The following is a 24,997-nucleotide window of genomic DNA, read 5'->3' on the forward strand; positions in this document are numbered from 1 at the left end:
TCAGCGCAGATCGGCGAGCGAGATGCCGGATGGAATGGCAGCGGGCAGCCAGGCGCGGCCGACGTAGCTGCGCATCTGACCACCTGACTCGACGATGACTTCCGGTTGCTCGACGCGCGAAGCGTGGAGGTGACTGCGCTCGTTCAGTTGCGCGGCCGCTTTCGCGCGGTAAGGGTCTGCATACCGTCCGAGCATCCGCGTGAGATCGGGCATCGTCGGGCCTTGCCATGTGTAGGCGAACACATAACCGTCGCTAGTCGCGTATTCGTTGATGGTCGTGCCGCCGGCATCGACGGTTGAGCCTATCCGGACCGCACCGCCTGGCAATACGCGTTGCGTCGAGCCGTCGTCCGATCGAATGGCGGAAATCGTGCCGCCGAGTTCCGCATGCGCGGGGTCGGCGAGCAATGGCCCGCCTGCCGCCAGCACGCTGAATGCGGCGAAGATCATCGCCCGATGGTTGTCGATACGCATCATGGTTCTGCTCCCCGAAGGCTCTCGATTTTTATTGAGACGGTCATTTCAAGATATCACCGAGGTTTTGAGACGCGATTGGCGCACACAAAAGGGTCGCATGCCCGTTTCTTCCGAAAGGGCACGATCGATGCGCGTTTAGCCCAAAGAATCAAGGGCATAGCTCATCGCCTGCGGCACGCCCGATTGCGCCGGAAATTGTGGTGGAGTGTTAAATTTCGGCGTGAAATAGGCTCTGGCGCGTCGGCTTTCCAGATGATTATGAGATGATGCGGGCGGCTTTTGCGTTGCGGGCCGCAGTGTCCTGGCTCCGCGCGTTTAGAGCCTCGGCGGCGTGCCGGCAGGGCGTCGCGGAAACGTCGTCGAAAGCGCATCCGCGCGCGGCAAACCCCGCTTTTTGCACTTCGCGACGCCGGACCGGTAAAATGACGGGTTAGTCCACGGACTTGCCGTGGCGTAGCGGAAGGATTTCCAGAACATGACAGATCTTCGTCTCACCAAGCGGTTCGCAGCATTGCTGATGGCAGGCGGTCTGGTCGCCGGCTGCGGCACGTCGTCGCCGACCAAAATCGACTACAAGAGCGACTCGAAGTCGAAGGAAGTGTCACTCGCTGTTCCGCCGAACATGATGGAAGAAACGGCGGACCAGCGTTCGTTGCCGCCGCAAAGCGGTCAGACGTCGCTGTCCACCTTGCAGCAGGTGCAAAGCGATGCCCCGTCCACCACGGCGGTCGCGCCCGTCGTCAGCGGTATGCATATCCAGCGCGACGGCACCGAAAGCTGGCTCGTGCTCGACAACAAGACGCCGGATCAGGCGTGGCCGCAAATCCGCCGCTTCTGGCAGGAGCAGGGCTTCCTGCTCGTCGTCGATCAGCGCGACAAGGGCGTGATGGAAACGGACTGGAACGAAACACATCCGTCCATCAACGACGGTTTCATCCGCAGCACGCTGTCGAAGGCGATGGGCAATTCGTATGTGACGGCCGAGCGCAACAAGTACCGCACGCGTCTCGAAGCAGCGCCGAACGGCGGCACGTACGTGTTCGTCAGCCAGAAGGGCCTGCGTGAGGCGCTGAGCGGCGCCAATAACGACACGAGCAAGTGGGAGCCGAAGCCGAACGATCCGGCGCTCGAAACCGAATACCTGAAACGTCTGATGGCGTCGCTTGCTCAGGCCGATTCGGGCGCGCGCGTGGCAGGTTCTCCGGCTGCGCCCGCCACGGCGCCCGCTGGCTCGCAACTGGCGCCGAACGCCGCGACGAATGGCGCGAAGTCGGCGGCTGCCGCGACGGCTGCGCAAAACGTCTCGCTGTCCGCGCAGACGCCGGTGCCGGATGCGTCGTCGTCGGGCGATACGTCGGCGCAGGCTTCGTCGACGGAGCTGACCCTCGGCGAGCCGTACGACCGCGCATGGCTACGCGTCGGCCTTGCGCTCGATCGCAGCAACTTCACCGTCGACGACCGCGACCGTACGCGTGGCCTGTACTTTGTCCGCTACGTCGATCCGAAGGACTTGTCGTCGGAGGAACAGGGCTTTTGGAGCCAGGTGTTCCACGGGCGCAAGGAGAAGGTCGCCAAGCAATATCGCGTGAACGTGCGCGAGGTGACGCCGAATCAGACGCGCATCGCAGTCGTCGACGACAAGGGCAACATCGACGCGTCATCGCAAGCGAAGCAGATCATGTCGCTGATGGTCGATCAGTTGCACTGAACACGGAACACGGTCGCGCTTTTCGCGCGGCCTCGTATCAAGCCCGCATGACGCTCGCCGTCATGCGGGCTTTTTTGTTGCCGTCGAGTTCATTTCGCGCAGCTGTCTCTGGCGGAAAAAGGATTCTCGTGCCGAACGAATACCCGCGAACGCGGACGTAACGTGACGTTAGGCCGTAACGCTGCGCATCTGCGACCACACAAAAAGTCGTCTTGCATCGTTCCCATCACCAGATCAACGGCTTGCGCGGCGCAAGACACCATGTAAGCGCGGGGCACACGATGCCTTTAACAGCCGCGTCCGCATGAAACCTCGGCGCGCAAGCCTTGTGCGGCCTGCGTCCGAGCCATAGAAGCAACGCTCGCGCAAACGCTCGACGAGTTGGATAACGACGGGCGCGAGAGAGCAACTGTCCGATGGCCTAGTCGCCTATCGCTCGTAGGGGCGATAAAGCCACCCGCGCTCCACGGTTGGAGCGCGGGCTATTTTCCTGCTATCGCGTCAGATCGCGATGACGAAATCAGCAGCGTTCGCTGACGCCGCGTCCGCCAAAGCCCGGAATGCGTTTGACCACGCCGGTTGCGAGCGCGGTACCGACAAGGATCACTGCGCAGCCTTCGAGCATGCCGACCGACACGCGTTCGCCGAGGAACAGCGCGCCCCACAGAATGCCGAAGATCGGGATGACGAACGTGACGGTGATCGCGCGAGCGGGGCCGGCGACGGCGATCAAATGGAAGAACAGCATGTACGCGATGCCCGTGCACGCGACGCCGAGCGCGATCACCGAGCCCCACGCCTTGAGCGACGGCGCGGTTGCCGGCCAGGAGGCCAAGGCGAGCGGCAGCAGCACGATGGTCGCGCCGATCATCGTGCCCGTCGCGACGGTGAGCGCATCGACGCCGGTCAGGTGCTTTTTCGTGTAGCTGGCCGCGATGCCGTAGAGCAGCGTCGCGCCGAGCGCGGCAGCGGCGGCGAGTGCCGTCGTCGTCGGCGATGCGTTCGATCCCGTCGGCGCGGCGATCTGATCCCATACGAGCGTCAGCACGCCCGCGAAGCCGATCACAAGGCCCACACTGCGCAACGCGCTCAGCCGGTCCTTGAGCCACACGAAGGCGACGAGCGCGCCCCACAGCGGCGTCGTCGCGTTGATCACGGACGTGACGCCCGCTGATAGCGTGATTTCCGCGTAGGCGAACAGACAGAACGGCGCGGCCGAATTCAGGATGCCGACGACCAGCAGCGGCAGCGCGCGCGTGCGCAACGTCACGGCGGATTCGCGCAGCGGGCGCCGCACGACGAGCACGATCAGCAGGAACAGCGCGCCGATGCCGACACGCAGCGCCATCAGCGGCGCCACGCCGAAGTCGGCCACGCCGACGCGGATGAACAGAAACGACGCGCCCCATAGCGCGGCGAGAATCAGAAGCTGGAAGACGTTGACTGGATTCATCGTGGAGGTGTCGCGCGCAGTTGAGTCGCGACGCGTACGCATGCTAACACCGGGCATGAACCTGTCGTTTCACGATGGAATGAAATAGCAAGAATCGGCAACCGGGCGGACAGGAAGGGGACTATGAGGCGAACGGAAAGCGGCAAGCAAAAAGCGGGCGCCTGGTACACGGCGCCCGCTTCCATTTTGACCGGCCGAAGCCTCCGGCTAACTCAATGCGGAATCATCCCTTGCAGCACATTCTGTTGCAGCCACACGAGAATGCCGAGCACGATCGTGAGCAGAATCGAGTGCTTGAAGGTCTTCGCGAACACGTAGCCTTCCTTGCCTTTGAGATCGGTCGTCGCGACGCCCGTCGAAATGTTCTGCGGCGAGATCATCTTGCCCATCACCCCACCCGACGAGTTGGTCGCGGCCATCAGCACCGGATTCAGGTTCAGCTGATGCGCGGCCACGACCTGCAGGTTGCCGAACAGCGCGTTACCCGACGTATCGCTGCCCGACAGGAACACGGCCACCCAGCCGAGGAACGCCGACACCAGCGGGAAGAACGGGCCCACCGACGCGACGCCCAGACCCAGCGTGTAGTTCATCCCCGAGTAGTTCATCAGGTACGCGAGGCCGACGATCGTCGCGACGGTCAGAATGGCGATGCGCGTCTGCACCCACGTATCGACGATCGCGCGTCCGAAGTCGGCCACCGACAGCCGCACGACCATAGCCGTGATGATGGCCGCGACGAGAATCGCGGTGCCCGTCGCGAGCGGCTGGAAGTCCCAGATCGCGCCATAGGGCGTGTTGTACAGCGTGATATAGACGGCTTTGTCGAGACCCGGCCACGCCACCTTCACGTCGCCGATCATGAAGATCTTCGCGATCGTCCAGATGATCACGACAGCCGACACGATCAGCCACGGATACCAACCTTCCGCGCCCGTGACCTTGCCGCGCGTCTCGTTCACGCGATCGACGTTGATCGCGAAGGCCGGGTCCGCGGCGGGACGCCAGACGCGCAGGAACGCGATCGTCAGGATCAGGGAAACCAGCGACGACAGCACGTCCGTCAGGCTGTAGTTGATGTAGTTGGACGTGACGAACTGGGTCAGCGCGAAGCTGCCGCCCGATACCAGCAGCACGGGCCACACGCGCAGCATGTTGCGAAAGCCCGCATACACGCCGATCACGTAGAACGGCAGCAGTAACGCGAAGAACGGCAACTGGCGGCCGACCATCTTGGCGAGGGCATCGGTGGGCAGGTGCGTGACGGCGCCGAGCACGGTGATCGGCACGCCGAGCGCGCCGAACGCGACGGGCGCCGTGTTGAAGATCAGCGTGAAGGTCAGCGCTTCGAGCGTCGGGAAGCCGAGCAGGATTAGCAGCGAGCTCGTGATTGCGATCGGCGTGCCGAAGCCCGAGATGCCTTCGAACAGCGCGCCGAACGAAAAGCCGATCACGACGAGCACGATGCGCCGGTCGTTCGGCAGGTTATCGATCATCCACATGCGAAAGGCGGCGAAACGTCCCGAATACTGCGCGATGTTGTAGAGCAGGATCGCGGTGAAAACGATCCACATCACGGGCCAGCAGGCGAATACAGCGCCCGCCGCGACCGAGTTGAACGCGAGCCCCGCGGGAAACTGCCAGCCGAAGATCGCGATCACGAGACCGACGATCAGGCCAGCCAGCGACGCCTGCCACGCCGGCCGCCGGGCCCAGCCGAGCAGCGCAAGCACGACGACGATGGGTAGCACCGCGACGAGAAACGACGGCAGCAGCGAGTTACCGATGGGGGTCAATAGCTGATGGAACATCACGTCTCCTTCGTTGTTGTTCGATTCGACGCGAAGACTGCGCCTACGCGGCGAAGCGGCAGGGCTGGACGGATGAAGACGGCGACGGGCGCTGGGTGTCGACGAAAAAACGCGCGGGGCGCCGGATCACGCAATTAAACAGGCGTTGCACTGGCATCCGCCAGCATAGATAGCGCTGGCGAATCCAGTCAAGCAGGGAAAACGAAGGAGCGCATTGCGGGAATAGAAGCGGGTTCTGCTTCGTATCGGGCCCGCGCGATGACTGCGGCGCGCTCTGCGGTGCCGTCGACGGCGGCGTCGTCGAGTCCGCCATGGGCCCGCCGGACTGTCGCGCGCCGCTCAGTGCGAATGGCCGTGGCCGCCGCCTCCCCAGTAGTGGCCGCCGCCACCGCCCCACCCAGCGTGCATGCCACCCCAGGTGCCATGGCCGCCACTCCAGGTGCCATGACTGCCGCCCCAGTATCCGTGACCGCCCCAATAGCCGTGATGCCCCCAGTAGCCATAATGGCCATGGCTGCCGCAACATCCTCCCCAATACCCGAAGCTGAACGACACCGACGGCCACCAATAGCCCGGCCAGCCGTACCCGTAGCCGTAGTACGGATAGGGATACGGATAGGCATAGGGATACGCGACGGGGTAGTACGCAGGCGCGCCATAGGCGGGAGCCGGCGCGACGTCATAAGCGGGCGGCGGCGCCTCGGGCGACGAGCCGTCGGGCATCGCGAACTGCGCCTGTGGTGCAGGCTGCGACGCGTCGCCAGGGGAAACTGGAATCTCGGACAGCGTGGCTGCCGTCGGAACTGTCGAATAGGGGGGATAAGCGGGGTAATACCCGTAGCCCGGGTAGTAGCCATACGGCGCGTAGTAGTAGCAGCCGGACAGCGTCCCGGACAACACCAACACTGCAACGGCGCTGCCGACGCGCAACGTTGCATCGAGCGGTTTCATGACGTGCTCCTCGTTATCGCGCGACATCACTGGCGGCGCGCGCTTTATCTATTGAGCTTACGTCACGGCTACGTGCTGCACGTCATAAAGTGGTAACGGCTTATTTCACCGCAAGCCTGTTACAGGACATGTCCGGCGCGTACGTGCGCGCCGGACTCTGCCCATCTCCCTTCGGCTTTCGAGCGTCACGCGTACAACGATGCGTGCGTTCGATGCCGTTTGCCCGCATCGCCTTCGATGGCGATTTGTCGTATTCCCGGTTGCGCTTCGCTGGGGCCGTCTGGATCGCGGCAGCGATCGCTGTGGCGCGTCAGCTAAACGTTCGAGTTTGATTCAGTGCTGCTGAGAGCGCGCGCGGCTCACTTGCCGACCTGGTTGCCGACCACGCCGCCGACGGCAGCGCCACCCAGCGTCGACAGCGCGTTGCCGCCGATCACCGCGCCCGCTGCGCCGCCCACGCCCGCGCCGATCGCGGTATCGCGTTGCCGCCGGGTCATGCCGTCGCATGCGGAAAGACTCGCCACCACGGCTACCAGCGTGGCCAGCGCACCGATTCGATGGAACGTTCTCATGATTGCGACTCCCTCTCTCTCTTCTATCGACGGGACGCGCAAGCTGCGCGCCCGCTCCGTTGATTCGTTGAATTCGATGGTATCGCCGCGTGCCGTTTCTGTTTGTATGGGCTTGTCAGCAAAGTGTCCGTTTCGTAATCAAATGTTTCCCCAAACGTTTTCCCTCTACGGCGGCCCGTTGCCGCATGGAACTTCCTTATGCCGTGCTCGCGAAAAACACGCTGCACGAGATAAAAACGGAAAAAAAAAGCCCGCCATCGATGAGGCGGGCTTTGCGTTCCACGAAGCGCCGCGACGCGGCGCCACAAAGATGCGCTGACGGCAGCGCTTGCGTGACTACTGACGCTGATAGATCTCCGCGCCGCTCTTGATGAACTCGACGGCCTTCACTTCCATGCCTTTCTTCAGCGCGTCGCTGTCGCTCATGCCTTCCTTCGCGGCGTAGTCGCGCACGTCTTGCGTGATCTTCATCGAGCAGAAGTGCGGGCCGCACATCGAGCAGAAGTGAGCGACCTTCGCCGAATCCTTCGGTAAGGTCTCGTCGTGGAATTCGCGTGCCTTGTCGGGATCGAGGCCGATGTTGAACTGGTCTTCCCAGCGGAACTCGAAGCGTGCCTTCGACAGCGCGTTGTCGCGCACCTGCGCGCCCGGATGGCCCTTCGCCAGATCGGCGGCATGCGCGGCGAGCTTGTACGTGATGATGCCCGTCTTAACGTCATCCTTGTTCGGCAGGCCGAGGTGTTCCTTCGGCGTCACGTAGCAGAGCATCGCCGTGCCGAACCAGCCGATCATCGCCGCGCCGATGCCCGACGTGATGTGGTCGTAGCCCGGCGCGATGTCGGTCGTCAGCGGCCCGAGCGTGTAGAACGGCGCTTCGTCGCACCAGTCCAGTTGCAGGTCCATGTTCTCCTTGATCAACTGCATCGGCACATGGCCGGGGCCTTCGATCATCGTCTGCACGTCGTGCTTCCACGCGATCTGCGTGAGCTCGCCGAGCGTCTTCAGCTCGCCGAGCTGCGCTTCGTCGTTCGCGTCGTAGATCGAGCCGGGGCGCAGGCCGTCGCCGAGCGAGAAGCTCACGTCGTACGCCTTCATGATTTCGCAGATGTCTTCGAACTGCTCGTACAGGAAGCTCTCCTTGTGATGCGCGAGACACCACTTCGCCATGATCGAGCCGCCGCGCGACACGATGCCCGTCATCCGGTTGGCGGTGAGCGGCACGTATTGCAGACGCACGCCCGCATGGATCGTGAAGTAGTCGACGCCCTGTTCGGCCTGTTCGATAAGCGTGTCGCGGAAGATTTCCCACGTGAGGTCTTCGGCCTTGCCGTTGACCTTTTCGAGCGCCTGGTAGATCGGCACCGTGCCGATCGGGACGGGCGAATTGCGGATGATCCACTCGCGCGTCTCGTGGATGTGCTTGCCCGTCGACAGATCCATCACCGTGTCGCCGCCCCAGCGGATCGCCCACGTCATCTTGTCGACTTCCTCGCCGATCGACGACGTCACGGCCGAGTTGCCGATATTCGCATTGACTTTCACGAGGAAGTTGCGGCCGATGATCATCGGCTCGCTTTCCGGGTGATTGATGTTCGCGGGGATGATCGCGCGGCCGCGCGCGACTTCGTCGCGCACGAATTCCGGCGTGATCTCCTTCAGCGCGTTCGCGCCGAATGCGGCGGCGCCGAACGCCTGGCCGGGATGCTGGCGGCCCATCATCTGCGCGAGCTTGGCGCCGTTCGGGCCGCTCGCCTTCAGGCTTTCCAGATACTCGGCGCGGCGCTGGTTCTCGCGGATCGCGATGTATTCCATTTCCGGCGTGATGATGCCCTGCTTCGCGTAGTGCATCTGCGACACGTTCTTGCCGGGCACCGCGCGCCGCGGCGTGCGATGCAGGCCGGGAAAGCGCAATTGCGCAGTGGCGGGGTCGGCGGCGCGCTCGCGGCCGTATTCGCTCGACAGGCCGCTCAGCGATTCCGTGTCGCCGCGCGCTTCGATCCAGCGCTGGCGCAGGGCGGGCAGGCCTGCGCGGATGTCGATCTTCGCGTCCGGATCGGTGTACGGGCCCGACGTGTCGTACACGTAGATGGGCGGATTCTTTTCGCCGCCGAAGCCCGTGGGCGTGTCCGACTGCGTGATCTCACGCATCGGCACGCGGATATCGGGTTGCGAGCCGCTCACATAGACCTTGCGCGAGTTCGGCAGCGGCGCAACGGCGGCCTCGTCGACGTGCGCGTTCGCGGAAATGAATTTCGGATTGGCGTTCATGCGTGTCTCCATGCAAATGTGGGGCGATACAGCTACGCAGGAGAACGAGACGGAGGGGAAGTTGGCCGGGTTCGCGCGAGGAGGGTGATACGTCAGGTGAAGCGGCGAGCCCGAACGCTTCCCTGCGCTGGCATTATCCAGATCAGGTTCAAAGGGTATTTCTCACCCACGCCGTACGCCCCCCGTTTTGCTCCCCGGTGACGCACAACGCAGGACCCCCGCGTTAGCAGCGCACACGATAACCTGGCGGGGCGGGGTTTGGCAACACATCTCAAAATCAAAAGGGGCGCGCAGGGGTGCAAGGCTTTCGTTTTCCTGAAAGCCGCGCCACGCCCGGCTTTCGTTGTGTTCGCGCTACTCGTGCGTATCACGCATCGAGTCAGTGTGTTATCTCATAAGTGCGGGAAAGACCTCATCCCCCGGTGGATTTCCATCGCTCATATTCAAGATTGCCCGAAGCGAGCCGTTAGACGGATTCAAGGCGGGCAGTTGATCAGCTTGCCTAACAAAAATCAATTCAAACGGAGAGTGCAATGAAAACATCGAAGCTGGCAGTCGATTGGCTTGGCGTATGCGTCGTCGCGGCAGGGCTGGCCGCGCCGCTCGCGGTCGCCGGGGCGCAGTTTTCCACGGGCGGGACCGTCACGTTCACAGGCGCGATCGTGGCGCCTTCATACGGTATCGCAACTTCTGTATCAGAAAATTCTCAAGGATTCCGTACAGATGTGCCGTCAGATAGGAATGCGTCGACGATCGATGTGAAGTTCACGCCCGCGCCCCATACGTCGACGGCTGCGCATGTCTACGTGCTGGTCAACACGGCGTCGGGCGTCGCGGTTCCGCGCATGCTGACCACGCGTTTCGTCGATAACGCAAAGCGCGCCTCGCCGCAGACGGCCGCGCAGTTCGACATGGGCCGTGCGGGCGGCACGCTGTCGATCGCGAGTGGCGCAGCGGGCGAAAAAGCGGTGACGGTGGTGGTGAGCTACGACTGAGCGCGCATTGCGGCGCGCTCGACATCGCACGGGCGGCGACGGATGCCGCCCGTGGCCTTTTTGCATCAGCCTCGGCGCATGGACAAAGCGCGCAAAACCTCTGCGCAAAGCGCTCGCGCGCTCCCGATGACCGGCTTCGTTCCGCCTGCAACGAAAGTTACGATTCTCTTGCCGAAGGGTCGTCCGGATACTGCATAATGCACGGCGGCGCGTCTGCTCGCGCCCGTTGGCCGCTGTCGATGCGTTCTGCATCACGAAGGCCATCAATTCGCGCCATTGACATGGTGCTTCCATTGCCGATCGACGGCTTTCGACTGCCGCTTACCGTTCTACTGCCATGCCCGCCCGCTTTGCCCCTCATGCCGTGTCGCTGACGCGGCGTCTGCCGTCCTGTTCGTGGCTGTTTATCGGGGCTGTGGCGCCATCACCGGCATGGGCGGGCTGAAACGTGGCGCTGAATCTCCCTGAGCGTTTTCCGTTTCGCCTGCCTCAGTCCCACGGTGGACAGATCGCGCTCGCGCTCGGCGTCGTCTATATCGTCTGGGGCTCGACGTATCTGGCCGTGCATGTTGCGCTCGGCTCGTTCCCGCCGCTGCTGATGTCGGGGCTGCGCAACTTCTTCGCGGGCGTCGGGCTCTTCATCTTCGCGATGCGGCGCAAGCCCGTCTGGCCGCCGCTCGCGGAAATCCGCAATGCGGGCCTCGTCGGCACGATGCTGGTCGGGCTGTCGAGCGGCATGCTCGCTTACGGGATGCGCACCGTCGGCACGGGCACGGCGGCCGTGATGGTCGCGACCGTGCCGCTCTTCGCGACCGTCATCGCGGCGGTCGCGGGACGCAAGATCGCGAAGGTCGAATGGTTCGCCGTCGGGCTGGGGCTCGTCGGCATCGCGATTCTCAGTCACGGCGACCAGACGGCGGGCTCGGCGGGCGGCAGCCTTGCGATCCTGTGCGGCGCGCTCTTCTGGGCGGGCGGCGCGCATCTGGCGTCGCGCCTGAAGCTGCCATCCGATCTCTTTCTGTCGACCTCGCTGCAAATCGGCCTCGGCGGTGCGATGTCGACGATGGTCGCGTGGCTCTCCGGCGAGCGAATGATGGACGTCCACTTCCTGCCCATGCTGGCGTTCGTGTATCTGATGCTGATCGGCACGATGGCCGCCTACGTCGCATACGGCTTTCTGATTCGCCATACGAGCCCGATCATCGCCAGCAGCTGCATGTACGTGAACCCTGTCGTTGCGGTGGCGCTGGGCGCGCTGCTGCTCGGCGAGCCCGTGACGCGCTCGACAGTCATCGCAACGGCCGTGATTCTGGCGAGCGTCGGCCTGTCGTTCTGGTTCGACTACCGGCGGCGGGGCACGGCGCGAAGCGGCGCATCGTAAAGCAGCGCGACGTCATGTGACGTGCGCCATCGAGTGCAGCCGTTGCCATCGAAGCGCCTGCAACCCGTTGCTCGCACATCGGCAAGCGCACGCCGCAAACGCAATCGGGTTCCGGGACAAGCGCCTCGGGTAAGACGTGCAACGCACCCTGTAAAGTTGCGTCGCGTATGAACCACACGCGCCGGAGCGCGCCGGGGCTCCACGAAAAATTCCAGTCGCCTTACAGCCCGCAAAGCGCCAGATCCTTTATTCGACCGCCGTAGGTAATAAGCGATGCGGCATGGCGATTGCTGTCGATATTCGTCCAATCGATGCCGGCAAGCGAGCCGAAGCACGCTGTCCGGCCTTCGGGACAAGCGGGCGCGCCGCGAAGGCGAACGCGTCGGCGTGCGGCATCGGCAAATAACGACACTGCAGCGATTCCAGAAGCAATACGGCGGCGTCGACAACGAATGGCCGCATCGGCGCGGGCGGCAAGCCACGGATCAACGGATTCAGGCCCAATCAGGGAGAGGTGGCAAATGAAGGTTATCTGGACCATGGCCGTGCTGACGGGCGCGGCTGCGCTGATGACGGCGTGCGGAGGCAGTTCCAACGATGTCGGCAAGGAAGTCGGCTTGCAGAACCCGTTGATCCATTTCGTGCACGCGATTCCGGGCGGGCCGACCGTCGACTTCCTCGTGAACGGCGGCGCGTTGCAGAAGGGCATCGCGTACAAGAACGTGACGAACTTCGCGAACATCAATACGGGGCAGACGTCGGTTGCCTATGCGACGACGGGTACGACGACGCCGCTCGCGAGCGGCTCATTTCCCGATGTCGCGAAGGGCCACGAATACACGGTGATTGCCGTGCCCGGCTCGACGGGGCCGGACATGGGCCTGATCGACGATCCGTTCGACAAGGGGCTGCTGTCGAACAGCGCGCGCGTGCGGGCGTTCAACGCATCGGTGAATGCGAGCAATCTCGACGTGTATCTGGTGCCGTCGAACAACACCAACATCGCGAGCGTGAGCCCGTCGATGGCGGGCGTGTCGTTCAAGAACGCGGTGCCGGCAAGCGGGCAGGACTCGATCTACGTATCGGGCGGCTCGTACGTGCTGATCGCGACGACGGCGGGCACCAAGACCCCGATCTTCCAGTCGGGCGCATTCGATCTCGCGAACAACGCGGACTGGCTGGTGACGTCCGTGCCGATCGGCGGCGCAGTGACGCAGTTGCTGCCGAACCAGATCCACTTGCTGGTGGCGCAAGGCGGAAACACGTCGCAGCCGGCGCTCGAGTTGACGAACACGTTGAACGGCCAGTAGATCAACAGACACGTCTTTTGACGAAGCGCCAGAGGCGGAAGAAACACGGCGGCTCATGCAAATGAGCCGCCGTTTGTTTGTTCTGGTGTCGTGCCGTTGCGCGGCGCGCCGCGTAGGCAGCGGGCTTAATCCGAGTGCTTCTCCGCCGAGTTCGTGATCGCGTGGCCACCCTTCGAGATATCCTGGCCTGCGCCGGCGACGGTATTGCAGGCCGCGAGCGTCGCCGTGCCGGCGAGCAACAAGAGTGCGATGAGTCGTCGAGTCATGGGTTCTCTCTCCCTATCAGGTACGCGCGCGAACGCGTCGAGGTGCACGCGGAAACGCGTCGGTCGATTCGCGCTTGCCGGCCTGTGCCGATCCGACATCCGCCCGTGTCCGGCGTGCGCGCGTTGTTGTCGACCGGGGCATCACACACCAGCCGATCCGGTCTGATTTCATGGTACGAGACGCACGCCCGTGCTGCTGTCAGTCTCGCGACGAATTTCATGTCGGCGCAATCCTACGCAGTCGAACGTTGACCGCGCGATGGGTCACGAACGCATTGCATCAGTGGTCCTCCATGCTTGCATGTCCCGCTGGCGTGTCGGTGCGAGCCGCTTGCTGCGCTGGGCTGACTGCGCTCATATTCGCGACGGGCAGCACGACGCGAATATCGGTGCCGCGCGGATCGCCGCGCCGGATGTCGAAGCGCCCGCCGCGCGCGGCCACGCGCTGACGCATGCCCATCAGCCCATGCGTATGGGTGCGCTTCAGGTCCACCGGCAGGATGCCGATGCCGTTGTCCGCGATATGCAGAGACACTTCGCCGCCGCCCGCCGACAGGCCGATCGTCACCTGTGTCGCGCGCGCGTATTTGGCCGCGTTGGTCAGCGACTCCTGCGCGACGCGAAAGAGCGCGATTTCCGTTTGCTCGTCGAGCTGAAGCTCATCGGCGGGCAGTTGCAGGTCGAGCAGCCAGCCGTTGCGCTGCGCGGCTTCGTCGCCGAGCGTGCGCAACGCGGTGACGAGCCCGAAGTTCGCGAGCACCGTCGGCCGCATGTCCTCGATGATGCGGCGCTTCAACGCGATGCCCTGATCGAGGGTCGCAAGCGCGCGCGCCAGTTTCTCCGCGATGACGGGATCGGTGTCCTGCAGCTTGCGCCTCGCCCATGCGACGTCCATCTTGCTCGCCGTGAGGATCGCGCCCAGTTCGTCGTGCAGTTCGCGCGCAAGCTGCGTCTTTTCGTTTTCGCTGACGGCCTGCAGATGCCAGCCGAGTGCTTCGAGTTGCCGCGTGCGTTCGTTGACGAGCTGATCGAGTTCTTCCTGCTGCGTGATCAACTGCTTCTGCGCGCGCGCCTGACTGTCGATCTGGATGCCGAGATTGCGGAACAGCAGGATGAACAACACGATGTTGAGCGCCGACAGCCCCGCCGCGACGAAAGTCGACACACGCTGATCGGCGCGGCTCGCATCGAGCGCGCGCTGCGCGCGGCGTTCTTCGTTGTCGCGCAGCAAGGCGAGCGTGCTCGTCACGAGCGACGCATCGACGGCGCCTTCGGCCTTCGCGCTGCCGCATGCGGAGAGCTCGAGCGGACGGGATGCAGCGCGCTGCATCGCGCGCGCGCCGCCGCCGATGCGTTCGTCGATCAGCGCGGCGATCTGCGTGAAGGCAGCGAGTTCGGCGCTGTCCGCGGCGCGTGTGAAGTAGCTGTCGAGCGAGCCGACGGCCCGGCGGATCTCGCTCGCGCTCGCGCAGTAGCTGCGCGCGTCGCTATCGCTGCTGGTCAGAAGAAAGCGGCTTTCGTGCGCGCTCATCTGCGCGAGATGGCGGTCGAGATCGCTTAGCTGCACGGTCGCGCTGCGTGCATCGAGGGCCGCTTCGTATTCCGATGCGATGCGTTGCCGCGCCGTTTCCAGAATGACGAGGCCGCCGCACGTGATGACGATCGCGACCGTCATCGCGATGGCCCAGCTGCGCGTGCGCATCCAGTCCGTCAGCCTTGTCGCGAGTCCTGCTTCGGCTACGCCCGACACTGCTGTCTCCCTGAGATTCCGTCATCGACAGTGTAGCGTCGCCGGCGCTTCCGCGTTCCCGTAACAGGCATGAATCGCGCGCCGAAAGCCGGTGTCGGCGGATTCCCACATGAAAAACAGCGGGCCTCCGAATGCGGGTACGCAACGTGCTCCCTACGATAGGTGTTAGCGATCGTTTATCCAGGGAGGTTGCCATCATGCTGAAGTGGGCGTTGTTCTTTGCCGTGATTGCCGTGATCGCAGGACTGCTCGGCTTCACGGGCATTGCGGCGGGCGCGGCGGCCATCGCGAAGTTCCTGTTCGTGGTGTTCCTGATCCTGTGCGTCGTGTTTCTCGTGCTCGGCTTCATCGTGACGAAAAAGATCGTCGATTAGCGAAGCCGGCCCGATGCAACGCAACAGCAAAGCGAAGCACGCACCACTCGTCGGACCGCGATAACAACATCGCTTAAACAGGAAGGAGCGTCGTCATGCTGCACTACGCACTCGTATTCTTCGTGATCGCGATCATCGCCGCCATATTCGGCTTCACCGGCATTGCCGCCGGCGCCGCCGAAATCGCGAAGATTCTGTTCTACATCTTCCTGGTTGTGTTCGTCGTCACGCTGCTGCTTGGCGTGTTCCGAACGTAGCCCAGGCATCACTTCCCCAGCGCGCACGAGCCGCTGCTGCACATCTCAGACGGCGGCCCGGTGCGCATTTCCCACGATACCGGAACAAGGAGTCAGTCAATGTCGAAGTCATCGAAAGGCGAGTTCGTGATGGACCTCCAGAAAATTCGCGAGCAGGCCCGCAAGGACATGGATGAGGGTCCCGTCACGCAAAGCTATGGCGCGGACCGCGAAACGGTGCTCAAGCTGCTGAACAGCGCGCTCGCGACGGAGCTGATCTGCACGCTGCGCTACAAGCGCCACTATTTCATGGCGAAGGGCATCAATTCGGAAGCCGTCGCGCAGGAGTTTCTGGAGCATGCGACGGAAGAGCAGGGCCATGCGGACCAGCTCGCCGCGCGCATCGTGCAACTGGGCGGCGAACCCGACTTCGCACCCGACAGCCTGACGGCGCGCTCGCACTCGGAATACAAGGAAGGCCGCGACCTGACCGACATGATTCGCGAAAACCTGGTCGCGGAACGCATCGCGATCGATACGTATCGCGAGATCATCCGCTATCTCGGCGATGGCGATGTCACGACGCGCCGCATTTTCGAGGAGATTCTCGCCGTCGAGGAAGAACACGCGGACGACATGGCCGATCTGCTGGCGGGCCGCGGGTAGGGCGAGCGCATCGCGCGGACGCGGCTCGTGCGCGTGTGCAAGTGCTGCTTCTGCGCGTTGAACCGTATCGATGACTACGTAGGCAACTGTGCCTGGTTGGGCGGACAACGAACGATGATTCGAGTGTTGATAGCCGACGATCACGCGATCGTCAGGGGCGGGTTCAGACAGTTCGTCGCCGACGAGCCGGATATGTGCGTCGCGGCGGAAGCGTCGACGGGCGACGAGACGATTCGCCTCGTGCGCGAGCAGCCGTTCGACGTCGTGCTGCTCGATATCGCGATGCCCGACAAGAACGGCATCGACACGTTGCGCGTGATCCGCCAGATGCGCCCGGAGCAGGGCGTGCTGATCCTCTCCGGCTATCCCGAGAGCCAGTATGCGATCAACCTGCTGCGCGCGGGCGCGAACGGCTATCTGAACAAGGACTGCGAGCCCGGCGAGATCGTGCGCGCGATACGTTCGGTGGCGCGCGGGCATCGCTATCTGTCGGAGGCCATCGCCGACACGCTCGCGAACGGTCTCGACCGGCCCACTGCCGCGCATCCGCATGAACTGCTGTCCGGGCGCGAGTTTCAGATTTTCTGCAAGCTCGCGTCGGGGCAGATTCCGACCGACATCGCCGAAGAACTGAACCTGTCCGTGAAGACGATCAGCACGTATCGCGCGCGCGTGCTCGACAAGATGCACATGACGAACAACGCGGACATGACCTACTACGCGATCAAGAACGGGCTGATCGAATGAAGCCGCGATGAACTGAGAGCATGGAACGCCTCCAATGAACGCCGACTCCGACACTGCACACGACGAATCCGGCCACGCGCCGCTGCGTGTGCTGCTGATCGAGGATTCGCCGCTGATTCGCCGCAGCATCGTCGAGGCGATCGACGCGTCGGACGTGATGCGGGTGGCCGCGCACGCCGAGTCCGCCGACGAAGCGATTGCACTGCTCGACGGCGAAGCGTTCGATGCCGTGATCGTCGATCTGCAACTGAAGGGCGGATCGTGCGTGCCTGTGCTCGCGTACATGCAGAAGCAAGGGCTGATCGACTCCACCTTCGCCGCCGTGCTGACCAATCACGCGCTGCCTGCCTATCGCGAGCGATGCGAGCAATACGGCGTTCGGCACTTCTACGACAAGTCGTTCGAGTTCGATCGCGTGATCGACGCGTTGCACGAGTATGCGCAGGCGCGTCTCGACGAGCGCTAAGGTGGTGATGCCGCTAGCGCTGCGACCGCGAGCGCGAAAGCTGTTGGCGCGAGGCAACAACGGCACGATAGCGGAACGACAACGCAACGATAAGGAACGGCGGCCGGCGACGGCAGGGCTCACTCGGCTGTGCCGGAAGCCGCTATCGGCTCTGGGCGGCCGCGCATGTGATTGAAGCCGGCCGCAGCCGTGAACAGCAAACCGGCGATGCTCACGCCGACCCATCCGAACAGCGGCCACACGAACGCGCCGACCGCCGACCCCGCCGCGCCGCCGATGAAGTAGCAGACCATGAACACCGTGTTGACGCGGCTGCGCGCTTCGGGCTTGAGCGCATAGATGCGCGACTGGTTCGAGATCTGCGCGGCCTGCACGCCGACGTCGAGCACGATCACGCCGATCACGAGGCCGATGACGCTCGTGCTTGACAGCGCGAACGCGACGAACGAGATCGCTGCGAGCACGATCGACAGCGAAACGATCGCGCGCGGTCCGCGCCGGTCGGCGAACTTGCCGGCGAGCGGCGCGGCCATCGCGCCCGCCGCGCCGACGATCCCGAACAGCCCCGCCGCTTGCGGCCCGTAGTGAAACGGCGCGCCCGCCAGCAGCAGCGCGAGCGTCGACCAGAACAGGCTGAATGCGGCGAAGAGCGCCGCGCCCGTCAGCGACGCCTCGCGCAGTCCGCGCAGTTCGACGACGAGATGCCACATCGAGCCGATCAGCTTGCCGTAGGCGAGCGTCGACGTCGGCTTGCTGTGCGGCAGCTTCGAAATGATGACGGCGGCGAGCGCGATCAGCGCGATGATCGAGGCGCCGAATACCGCGCGCCAGCCGAAGTACTGGCCGACGAAACCGGCGGCAGTGCGCGCGAGCAGAATGCCGAGCAGCAGGCCGCTCATCACCGTGCCGACGGCCTGGCCGCGGCCCGAGGGCGGCGCGAGTTCGGCGGAAAACGGCACCGCTTGCTGCGCGATCGTCGCGAGCACGCCGATCGCGAGGCTCGCGAACACGAGCACGACGAGATTCGGCGCGGCCGCCGCGAACAGCAATGCGACGCACAGGCCCGCGATCTGCAGCAGGATCAGTCTGCGCCGATCGAAGCGGTCGCCGAGCGGCGCGAGCAGCAGCATGCCCGCGGCGTAGCCGAGCTGCGTCATCGACGGCACCACGCCGATCCACGCTGCGCTCTGTGGAAACGACTTGCGGAAGTCGTCGAGCAGCGGCTGGTTGTAGTAGATGTTGGCGACTGAGACGCCCGCGATCGTCGCGAGCAGCAGCAGAAGGCCGTGCAGCGAGCGTTGCGACGTGACCGTGTCGGAGGAAGATGTGGACATGTTGCGGCGGCCGGCAAGCCGCCGGCGCGAGAGAAAGTCGAGCGTGCCGATCATACCGGAGCGGAGCGGAATTTGCTGGGGGCGTTCCGCCCTCGACCCTTTCGCAACACGCGCGCCCTCAATCGATCAACGTCCCCTCCGGCTCATAGAACGGGTAGGGCCCAACCGCTGCATCGACATACGCATGATGCGTGATCAGTCCGTCGACGCTGTCATAGCGATGCAGCGCGAACGCTGGCGGTTCCATCATGAACGCGGACGGTGCGTCGTCGCGCAGATCGAGCGCCACCTGGTGCGCGGGCGCGGGCACGGCCGAAGCGATCGTGCCGCCGAAGCGCACGAACATCGGACGATGCACGTGTCCGCAGATCACGCGCTCGACGTTCGGATGACGCGCGACGATGGCCGCGAGCCTGTCGGCCGACGTCGGCTCGAGCCGCAGCGCATCCATATGACCGATGCCCGTCACGAACGGCGGATGATGCAGCGCGACGATCACGGGCTTGCCACGGGCGGCGTCGAGCTGTACTTCGAGCCACCCGAGGCGCGCATCGCAAAGCAGCCCCGCGCTTTGGCCCGGTACCATCGAATCCAGCGCGATCAGGCGCAGCGGACCGATATCGACGGCGTACTGCACGAACTCGCCGCCCGTCTGCAATTCTTCGCGCTCGTTGAACGCATCGCGCAGCGCCTGTCGGTCGTCGTGATTGCCGACCAGCAGGTAATACGGGATTTCGAGCGTCGCAAGCAGCGACTTCAGATGCGTGTACTGTTCAGGTTCGCCCTGATCGACGAGATCGCCCGTCATCACGATGGCGTCGGGACGCGGATCGAGCGCGTTCAGGCGCTCGATGCAGCGCGCGAGGTGGGCGGCCGTATCGACGCGCCGATAGGCGAGAGCGCCGGGGTGTTTGATGTGCAGATCGCTGATCTGGGCTAGAAGCATGGAGAATCCTTTTCTGTTGGTGTCTGCGACGCTGTTTGCTTTTTTGCCTTTGCGCGCGCGCCGCGAGGCGCAACGCGGATGCCAACGAAAACACAAGCAAACCAAAACAAAAACTCACAATAACGCAATCAGCGCATCCTGCGCGACAGAAATACCGACGCGCGTACCGCGCGCCAACTCAACGCGCCCCGGCACATCGACGATCAACGCATCGGGCGCCGCATCCCGGATCGTCAACCGCGTGCGTTCGCCGAGAAACGCGGAAGCATCGACGGTGCCGCGCAACTGCGCGCTCTGCGGATCGGCGAGCCACGCGTCTTCGGGGCGGAAGAAAACTTCATCACCGTGGCTGGCGATGTTCATCGCGTGCATCGGCGGCAGCGGGATCATGCCGCCCGTCGTCGCGAGCATGCCGTCGCGCGCTTCGCCCGACACGCGGTTGATCGTGCCGACGAACTGCGCGACGTTGCGGTTCGCGGGACGGTAGTAGATGTCGCGCGGCGTGCCGATCTGCTCGATGCGTCCCGCGCTCATCACGACGATGCGGTCGCCCAGTTCCATCGCTTCCGCCTGATCGTGCGTCACGTACACCGTCGTGATGCGAAGCTCGCGCAGCAGCGCATTCATCTCGCTGCGCAGCGTGTCGCGCAGCCTTGCGTCGAGTGCCGTCAGCGGTTCGTCGAGCAGCAGCACGCGCGGCTGCGGCGCGAGCGCGCGTGCCAGCGCAACGCGCTGACGCTGGCCGCCCGATAGCTGATCGATCGGTTTGTCCGCGTGATCGGCGAGACGCATCATCGCGAGCAGTTCGTCGACGCGCTGGCGTGCCACGTCCGCGTTCACGCGCTTGATCTTCAGGCCGTAGCCGATATTGCCGCGCACGGTCAAATTCGGAAACAGCGCATAGCTCTGGAACACCATGCCGACCTGACGCTTCTCGATGGGCAGCGCGGTCACGTCTTCGTCGCCGAACGCGACGCGGCCTCCTGCATCCGGCTGTTCGAGCCCGGCGATCATGCGCAGCGTCGTCGTCTTGCCACAGCCGGACGGTCCGAGCAGCACCAGCGTTTCGCCCGCGCCGATGGAGAGATCGAGCGGTTCGAGCACGCGCGTGCCGCGAAACGTCTTCGCGCAGCGCGTTAGCGTGATGGGAATCGAGTCGAGTTTCATGGCTGGTCCAGTGCGCCCGCTTGCGTATCGGCGATGCGCGCGTTTTTCTGCTTCGTCTTCTGCCTGATGCTGCGCTGGCCCGTCGCATCGACGCCGAGCCATTGCATCGCGACGAGCAGCGGCATCGTCATGATGAAAAAGAGAATGGTGTACGCGCTGCCGATCTCGATGCGCAGCGACGCATAGGTGTCGGCGAGCCCGACGGGCAGCGTTTTCGTTTCGGGCGTGTGCAGCATCCACGTCAGGTTGAATTCGCCGATCGACAGCGTGACGACGGCGAGCGCGCCCGCGACGATGCCGGGCCGTACGTTCGGCAGCACGATCGTCACGAAGCGCTGGAAGAAGCCCGCGCCGAGACTCGCGGCGCCTTCTTCGAGCGTGCGCAATCCCGAGCTCGCGCACACGGCCGCGACGGCGCGCACCATGAACGGCAGCGTGAACACCACATGCCCGACGACGATGAACGCGACGCTCATGCGAAACATTGTGAATCCGCCGTACACGACGAGTAGCGCCAGCGCGGACGCCAGTCCGGGCAATGCGATCGGCAGTACGAGAAATTCTTCGATGATGCGCGAGAGGCGCGTCTCGCTGCGCGCGAGCGCATAGCCTGCGGGCACGCCTGTCAACAGCGTGATGACGAGCGTCGCGAGCGCGACTTCGAGCGATAGAAAAACGGACGCGTGATACTGCGTCCACACCTCGCCGAGCCAGCGCAACGTGAGGCCGCTCGCGATGCCCTGAAAGTAGTTGACCGTGAGCCCCGCGAGTATCGACATCACGACGGGCACGATCAGGAACGCGCACAACAGCAACGTGACGAGCCATTGGCCCGCCGCGAGCCACGCGCGCAGCGAGGGCAGGGCGAACGCGCGCGGGCGGCTCGCGGGCGGCGTATCGGTGGCGTTGGCAACGGTATTCATGCGAGTGCCTTCATCGGACATGAAAGAAAATCAGGCCGTCGCCGCAACGGCCGAGCCGCTGACGCTGCGCGCCGCATACAGCACGACCCACGTGACGATGCCGAGCACGATGGAGAGGCCGGCCGCCGTCACCATGTTCGCGTTCAGCGTGAACTCGGTGTAGATCGTCATCGGCAGCACGTCGATGTCGGTGGCGAGCGTGAAGGCGGTGCCGAACGCGCCCATCGCGGTCGCGAAGCACGCGGCGCCCGCCGCGATCAGCCCCGGCGACAGCGCGGGCAGCACGATGTCGCGCATGATCCGCCACGGCGAGGCGCCCAGCGAGCGGGCCGCCTCTTCGAGCGACGCATCGAGCTTCGTCGCCGACGCCATCACCGTCACGATCACGCGCGGAATCGAGAAGTACAGATAGCCGAGAAAGAGCCCCGTCATCGAATACGCGAACACCCACTTGTCGCCCGTGAGCTTGAGCGACAGCGCGCCGATCAAACCCTGGCGGCCCGCCAGCATGATCACCATGAAGCCGACGACGACGCCTGGGAACGCGAGCGGAAACGTCAGCAGCGCGAGCAACACGCGCTTGGCTGGAAACTCGCGGCGCGCGAGCAGCAGGCCCGAGATCACGGAGAGCGCGAGCGTCGTCGCCGTCACGGCTGCCGACAGGACGACGGTTGCGAACAGGCTCTTCATGTAGCGCGCGTTCGCGAGCATCGCGGCGTACGTTTTCAGCAGATGACCATCGGCGCTCACTTGCACGAGCGCCGTCATCGGCAGCAGCCAGAACGCGATGAACACCGCGAGCGCCGGCGCGATCAACGCGATGCGCCAGTGCAGCGGGAACGTGATGTCGTTCAATGCATCACCTGCAGATACTGCTCGCCGAACGCCTGCTGCTTCTCGGCCATCTTCGCGAAGTCGACGGCACGCGCGCGCGCATAGTCGCTTGCAGGCAGGAACTTCGCGGCGGCATCGGCGCTCATCGCGTTCGCGCGAACGGGGCGCAGATAGGCGTTCGCCCACAGCTTCTGGCCTTCGTCCGACAGCACGAAATCGAGCACCTTCTTGCCGTTCGCATCGTGCGGCGCGCCCTTCACGAGGCTCATCACATACGGGACTTCGATCGTGCCTTCCTTCGGAATCACGAACTCGACGTTCGCGTGATCCTTGTACTTCGCGCGATACGCGTCGAAGTCATAGTCGAGCAGGATGGGGATTTCACCCGACAGTACGCGCGCATAGGCGGTCTGCTTCGGCACGATCGGCTGGTTGGCCTTCAGCTTCGCGAACCAGTCGAGGCCCGGCTTGAAGTTGTCGAAGCTGCCGCCGAGCGCCTGATTGACGGCCACGGCGCCCGCATAGCCGACGAACGCGCTCGACGGATCGAGGTAGCCGATCATTCCCTTGTACTCGGGCTTGAGCAGGTCGGCCCACGAGCGCGGCACGGGCTTGCCTTCGAGCGCGTCCTTGTTGACGAAGAAGCCGAGCGTGCCCGAGTGGATCGCGAACCAGTAGCCTTGCGGGTCCTTCAGATTCGCGGGGATGTCGTTCCAGTGCGCGGGCTTGTACGGCGCGATCACGCCCTTGTTCTTCGCCTGGAACGCCGACGACACGCCCAGATACACGACGTCGGCCACGGGGCTCTTCTGCTCGGCCATCAGCTGCGCGATCGCCTGGCCGGAGTTCTTGTTGTCGAACGGCACGTGGATGCCCGTCTTCTGCTGGATCGCATTGATCTGGCTCGCCCAGTCGGCCCATTCGGGCGGGCAGTTGTAGCAGATCGCGGTTTCGTCGGCCTGCGCGACGGATGGCGCGGCCAGCGTCAGCACGAACGACGATGTCAACACGAACGACGATGCAGCCAGTGCGGCGCGCGCAACGCGCAACGCTGCGGTACCGATGGAGGAACGGCGGTTCACGGCAGGTCTCCCGGAGATGGAAAGGAAATTGTTCTGAAAGCGATGGTGCCCGTGGTGGTGCTGGTATCGGGCGTCACGCGAACGAGCGTGCGTGGCGATCCGGGGATGCGCCCGCCAGGTCGGAGATCGCGGCGATCGTCGCGCCTTCGCGCAGCGTGTGCGGCAAGGTCAGCGACAGCGACGGCGAGCGCAACGCGTCGTCGAAGCCTGCGGGCTGAGTGCCGTCGAGGCGCGCGATCAGCCGGCGCCACGCGGCGCAACCGATCTCTCGATTCGGCGCGCAGACGCTCGCAAGCGGCGGTGACAGCAGCTCGCCCATCGCGAGACCGTCGAAGCCGAGAATCGACATGTCGCCGGGCATCTCGAAGCGCGCGCGGCGCAGGCCTCGCATCACGACCATCGCGAGCAGATCGTTCGAGCAGAAGAGGGCGGTCGGGCGATTCGGGCCCGTCGTCAGATGATTGAGCACGGAGGGCGCGAGCTCGTCCGCGTTGAAATCGATTTCGAGCGCGGGCGCGGGCGTGAGGCCCGCCTGCTGCATCGCCTGCGCGTAGCCGAGATGGCGCAGGCGCGCGCGGTCCGATGCGGCGAGCGTGCCCGCGAGCATCAGGATGCGGCGATGGCCGTGCGCGATCAGCATGCGCACGCCGTCATAGGCGGCAAGCCGGTTGTCGACGGACACGGACGGGCGGCGCACCGTATCGTTGTGCATCAGCACGTACAGCATGCCGTCGCGGTCGAGATCGTCGAGGAGGGGATGCGTGTCGGCGTCCGCGACCGTCAGGATCAGGCCTTCGACGCGCTGTTCGCGCAGCGTCTCGATGGCATGGCGCTCGCGGTCGGCGTCGTACTGCGTCGTCATCAGCATCAGCCGGTAGCCTTGCGCGGACGCAAGTTCATCGATGCCTTGCAGGCATTCCGCGAAAACGGGGTTGGCGAGCGTCGGCAGCACGACGCCGATCAGGCGCGAGCGCTCGCCGCGCAACTGACGGCCGAGCGGGCTCGGACGGAAGTTGAGGGCGTCGATCGACTGACGCACTTTTTCGAGCGTGACAGGGTTGACCGTGTGCGGCGCGTTGATCGCGCGCGAAACGGTCGCGATCGAAAAGCCCGCGTGGGCGGCGACATCCTTGATCGTGGGCGTCATCGTCGGGTTCCCCTTGGTGGCTTGTGGCGCAATCCGCGTCGAGCAGCGGGCGCTGTTGTAAACGTTTTCGTCGGCGGATTATCGGGAACGTTTGTGACGGGTCGATGAATGCGCGCGGCGCGCGGAGGACTCG

26 protein-coding genes are annotated in these 24,997 nt (G+C 64.4%); 10 read left to right on the forward strand and 16 right to left on the reverse strand.

Annotated features, from left to right (window positions below; translation table 11 throughout):
- Positions 1 to 477 carry a DUF2844 domain-containing protein gene (locus tag AABE10_RS09800; RefSeq protein ID WP_342933041.1) on the reverse strand — a complete coding sequence of 159 codons (477 nt, stop codon included), beginning with the start codon at positions 475 to 477 and terminating at the stop codon, positions 1 to 3.
- 475 nt (positions 478 to 952) lie between these two features.
- Here AABE10_RS09800 and bamC point away from each other — a divergent pair, with 475 nt between their 5' ends.
- Positions 953 to 2,185: an outer membrane protein assembly factor BamC gene (gene bamC / locus AABE10_RS09805; RefSeq protein ID WP_342933042.1), complete on the forward strand. Its 1,233-nt coding sequence runs from the start codon at positions 953 to 955 to the stop codon at positions 2,183 to 2,185.
- Positions 2,186 to 2,705: 520 nt separating this feature from the next.
- Here bamC and AABE10_RS09810 read toward each other — a convergent pair.
- The 4 genes from AABE10_RS09810 to AABE10_RS09825 all read right to left on the reverse strand — a co-directional run bounded on the left by AABE10_RS09810 (position 2,706) and on the right by AABE10_RS09825 (position 6,972).
- Positions 2,706 to 3,680, reverse strand: coding sequence for a DMT family transporter (locus AABE10_RS09810; protein WP_342933043.1), 975 nt, complete (start codon positions 3,678 to 3,680; stop codon positions 2,706 to 2,708).
- Between the two features lie 170 nt (positions 3,681 to 3,850).
- Entirely contained in the window at positions 3,851 to 5,449 is a 1,599-nt protein-coding gene (locus AABE10_RS09815; protein ID WP_342933044.1) for an L-lactate permease, read from the reverse strand.
- 339 nt (positions 5,450 to 5,788) lie between these two features.
- Positions 5,789 to 6,400: a hypothetical protein gene (locus tag AABE10_RS09820; RefSeq protein WP_342933045.1), complete on the reverse strand. Its 612-nt coding sequence runs from the start codon at positions 6,398 to 6,400 to the stop codon at positions 5,789 to 5,791.
- 359 nt (positions 6,401 to 6,759) lie between these two features.
- The gene (locus tag AABE10_RS09825) at positions 6,760 to 6,972 is read right to left on the reverse strand and encodes a glycine zipper 2TM domain-containing protein (RefSeq protein WP_342933046.1); all 213 of its coding nucleotides are present in this window, start codon (positions 6,970 to 6,972) and stop codon (positions 6,760 to 6,762) included.
- Between AABE10_RS09825 and AABE10_RS09830 the strand changes: the two genes are divergently transcribed.
- The gene (locus AABE10_RS09830) at positions 6,971 to 7,291 is read left to right on the forward strand and encodes a hypothetical protein (RefSeq protein WP_342933047.1); all 321 of its coding nucleotides are present in this window, start codon (positions 6,971 to 6,973) and stop codon (positions 7,289 to 7,291) included. The two genes, AABE10_RS09825 and AABE10_RS09830, sit on opposite strands and share 2 nt — an antisense overlap.
- Positions 7,292 to 7,308: 17 nt before the next feature.
- Here the strand turns inward: AABE10_RS09830 and thiC are convergent, their stop codons facing one another.
- Complete coding sequence (gene thiC, locus AABE10_RS09835; protein WP_342933048.1) at positions 7,309 to 9,240, reverse strand: phosphomethylpyrimidine synthase ThiC; 1,932 nt, start codon at positions 9,238 to 9,240, stop codon at positions 7,309 to 7,311.
- Between the two features lie 533 nt (positions 9,241 to 9,773).
- Here thiC and AABE10_RS09840 point away from each other — a divergent pair.
- Entirely contained in the window at positions 9,774 to 10,235 is a 462-nt protein-coding gene (locus tag AABE10_RS09840) for a hypothetical protein (RefSeq protein WP_342933049.1), read from the forward strand.
- 448 nt (positions 10,236 to 10,683) lie between these two features.
- A complete protein-coding gene (locus AABE10_RS09845; RefSeq protein ID WP_342933050.1) occupies positions 10,684 to 11,616 on the forward strand; it encodes an EamA family transporter in 933 nt (310 codons plus the stop codon).
- A 220-nt stretch (positions 11,617 to 11,836) separates the two neighbouring features.
- Here AABE10_RS09845 and AABE10_RS09850 read toward each other — a convergent pair whose 3' ends face one another.
- Positions 11,837 to 12,157 (reverse strand): hypothetical protein, encoded by a 321-nt coding sequence (locus AABE10_RS09850; protein ID WP_342933051.1) that lies wholly within the window; start codon positions 12,155 to 12,157, stop codon positions 11,837 to 11,839.
- Between AABE10_RS09850 and AABE10_RS09855 the strand changes: the two genes are divergently transcribed.
- Positions 12,138 to 12,926 (forward strand): DUF4397 domain-containing protein, encoded by a 789-nt coding sequence (locus tag AABE10_RS09855; RefSeq protein WP_342933052.1) that lies wholly within the window; start codon positions 12,138 to 12,140, stop codon positions 12,924 to 12,926. The two genes, AABE10_RS09850 and AABE10_RS09855, sit on opposite strands and share 20 nt — an antisense overlap.
- Positions 12,927 to 13,051: 125 nt before the next feature.
- Here AABE10_RS09855 and AABE10_RS09860 read toward each other — a convergent pair whose 3' ends face one another.
- Both AABE10_RS09860 and AABE10_RS09865 read right to left on the reverse strand, forming a co-directional pair.
- On the reverse strand, positions 13,052 to 13,192 hold the full coding sequence (locus tag AABE10_RS09860) for an entericidin A/B family lipoprotein (RefSeq protein WP_087735566.1): 141 nt from the start codon (positions 13,190 to 13,192) through the stop codon (positions 13,052 to 13,054).
- Positions 13,193 to 13,472: 280 nt separating this feature from the next.
- Positions 13,473 to 14,894 (reverse strand): sensor histidine kinase, encoded by a 1,422-nt coding sequence (locus AABE10_RS09865; protein WP_342933097.1) that lies wholly within the window; start codon positions 14,892 to 14,894, stop codon positions 13,473 to 13,475.
- A 245-nt stretch (positions 14,895 to 15,139) separates the two neighbouring features.
- On the opposite strand from AABE10_RS09865, the gene AABE10_RS09870 reads away from it, so the two are divergent.
- The 5 genes from AABE10_RS09870 to AABE10_RS09890 all read left to right on the forward strand — a co-directional run bounded on the left by AABE10_RS09870 (position 15,140) and on the right by AABE10_RS09890 (position 17,431).
- Positions 15,140 to 15,316, forward strand: coding sequence for a DUF1328 domain-containing protein (locus AABE10_RS09870; RefSeq protein ID WP_152765980.1), 177 nt, complete (start codon positions 15,140 to 15,142; stop codon positions 15,314 to 15,316).
- A 95-nt stretch (positions 15,317 to 15,411) separates the two neighbouring features.
- On the forward strand, positions 15,412 to 15,573 hold the full coding sequence (locus tag AABE10_RS09875; RefSeq protein ID WP_090872098.1) for a DUF1328 domain-containing protein: 162 nt from the start codon (positions 15,412 to 15,414) through the stop codon (positions 15,571 to 15,573).
- A 99-nt stretch (positions 15,574 to 15,672) separates the two neighbouring features.
- Entirely contained in the window at positions 15,673 to 16,218 is a 546-nt protein-coding gene (locus AABE10_RS09880; protein ID WP_342933053.1) for a ferritin-like domain-containing protein, read from the forward strand.
- A 114-nt stretch (positions 16,219 to 16,332) separates the two neighbouring features.
- Complete coding sequence (locus tag AABE10_RS09885) at positions 16,333 to 16,965, forward strand: response regulator transcription factor (protein ID WP_342933054.1); 633 nt, start codon at positions 16,333 to 16,335, stop codon at positions 16,963 to 16,965.
- Between the two features lie 34 nt (positions 16,966 to 16,999).
- Entirely contained in the window at positions 17,000 to 17,431 is a 432-nt protein-coding gene (locus AABE10_RS09890; RefSeq protein ID WP_342933055.1) for a response regulator, read from the forward strand.
- Between the two features lie 119 nt (positions 17,432 to 17,550).
- On the opposite strand, the gene AABE10_RS09895 is transcribed toward AABE10_RS09890, so the two are convergent.
- The 7 genes from AABE10_RS09895 to AABE10_RS09925 all read right to left on the reverse strand — a co-directional run bounded on the left by AABE10_RS09895 (position 17,551) and on the right by AABE10_RS09925 (position 24,864).
- Positions 17,551 to 18,765 (reverse strand): MFS transporter, encoded by a 1,215-nt coding sequence (locus AABE10_RS09895; RefSeq protein ID WP_342933056.1) that lies wholly within the window; start codon positions 18,763 to 18,765, stop codon positions 17,551 to 17,553.
- A gap of 118 nt (positions 18,766 to 18,883) precedes the next feature.
- Complete coding sequence (locus AABE10_RS09900) at positions 18,884 to 19,711, reverse strand: phosphodiesterase (protein ID WP_342933057.1); 828 nt, start codon at positions 19,709 to 19,711, stop codon at positions 18,884 to 18,886.
- Between the two features lie 114 nt (positions 19,712 to 19,825).
- Positions 19,826 to 20,878 carry an ABC transporter ATP-binding protein gene (locus tag AABE10_RS09905; RefSeq protein ID WP_342933058.1) on the reverse strand — a complete coding sequence of 351 codons (1,053 nt, stop codon included), beginning with the start codon at positions 20,876 to 20,878 and terminating at the stop codon, positions 19,826 to 19,828.
- On the reverse strand, positions 20,875 to 21,801 hold the full coding sequence (locus AABE10_RS09910; RefSeq protein WP_342933059.1) for an ABC transporter permease: 927 nt from the start codon (positions 21,799 to 21,801) through the stop codon (positions 20,875 to 20,877). Before AABE10_RS09910 ends, AABE10_RS09905 begins: the two co-directional genes overlap by 4 nt.
- Before the next feature lie 30 nt (positions 21,802 to 21,831).
- Complete coding sequence (locus AABE10_RS09915; RefSeq protein WP_342933060.1) at positions 21,832 to 22,656, reverse strand: ABC transporter permease; 825 nt, start codon at positions 22,654 to 22,656, stop codon at positions 21,832 to 21,834.
- Positions 22,653 to 23,717, reverse strand: coding sequence for an ABC transporter substrate-binding protein (locus tag AABE10_RS09920; RefSeq protein WP_342933061.1), 1,065 nt, complete (start codon positions 23,715 to 23,717; stop codon positions 22,653 to 22,655). Before AABE10_RS09920 ends, AABE10_RS09915 begins: the two co-directional genes overlap by 4 nt.
- Positions 23,718 to 23,790: 73 nt before the next feature.
- Complete coding sequence (locus tag AABE10_RS09925; protein WP_342933062.1) at positions 23,791 to 24,864, reverse strand: LacI family DNA-binding transcriptional regulator; 1,074 nt, start codon at positions 24,862 to 24,864, stop codon at positions 23,791 to 23,793.
- Positions 24,865 to 24,997 lie beyond the last annotated feature (133 nt).

Source organism: Paraburkholderia diazotrophica, assembly GCF_038900755.1.
In the GTDB taxonomy this organism is placed as follows: Bacteria; Pseudomonadota; Gammaproteobacteria; order Burkholderiales; family Burkholderiaceae; genus Paraburkholderia; species Paraburkholderia diazotrophica_A.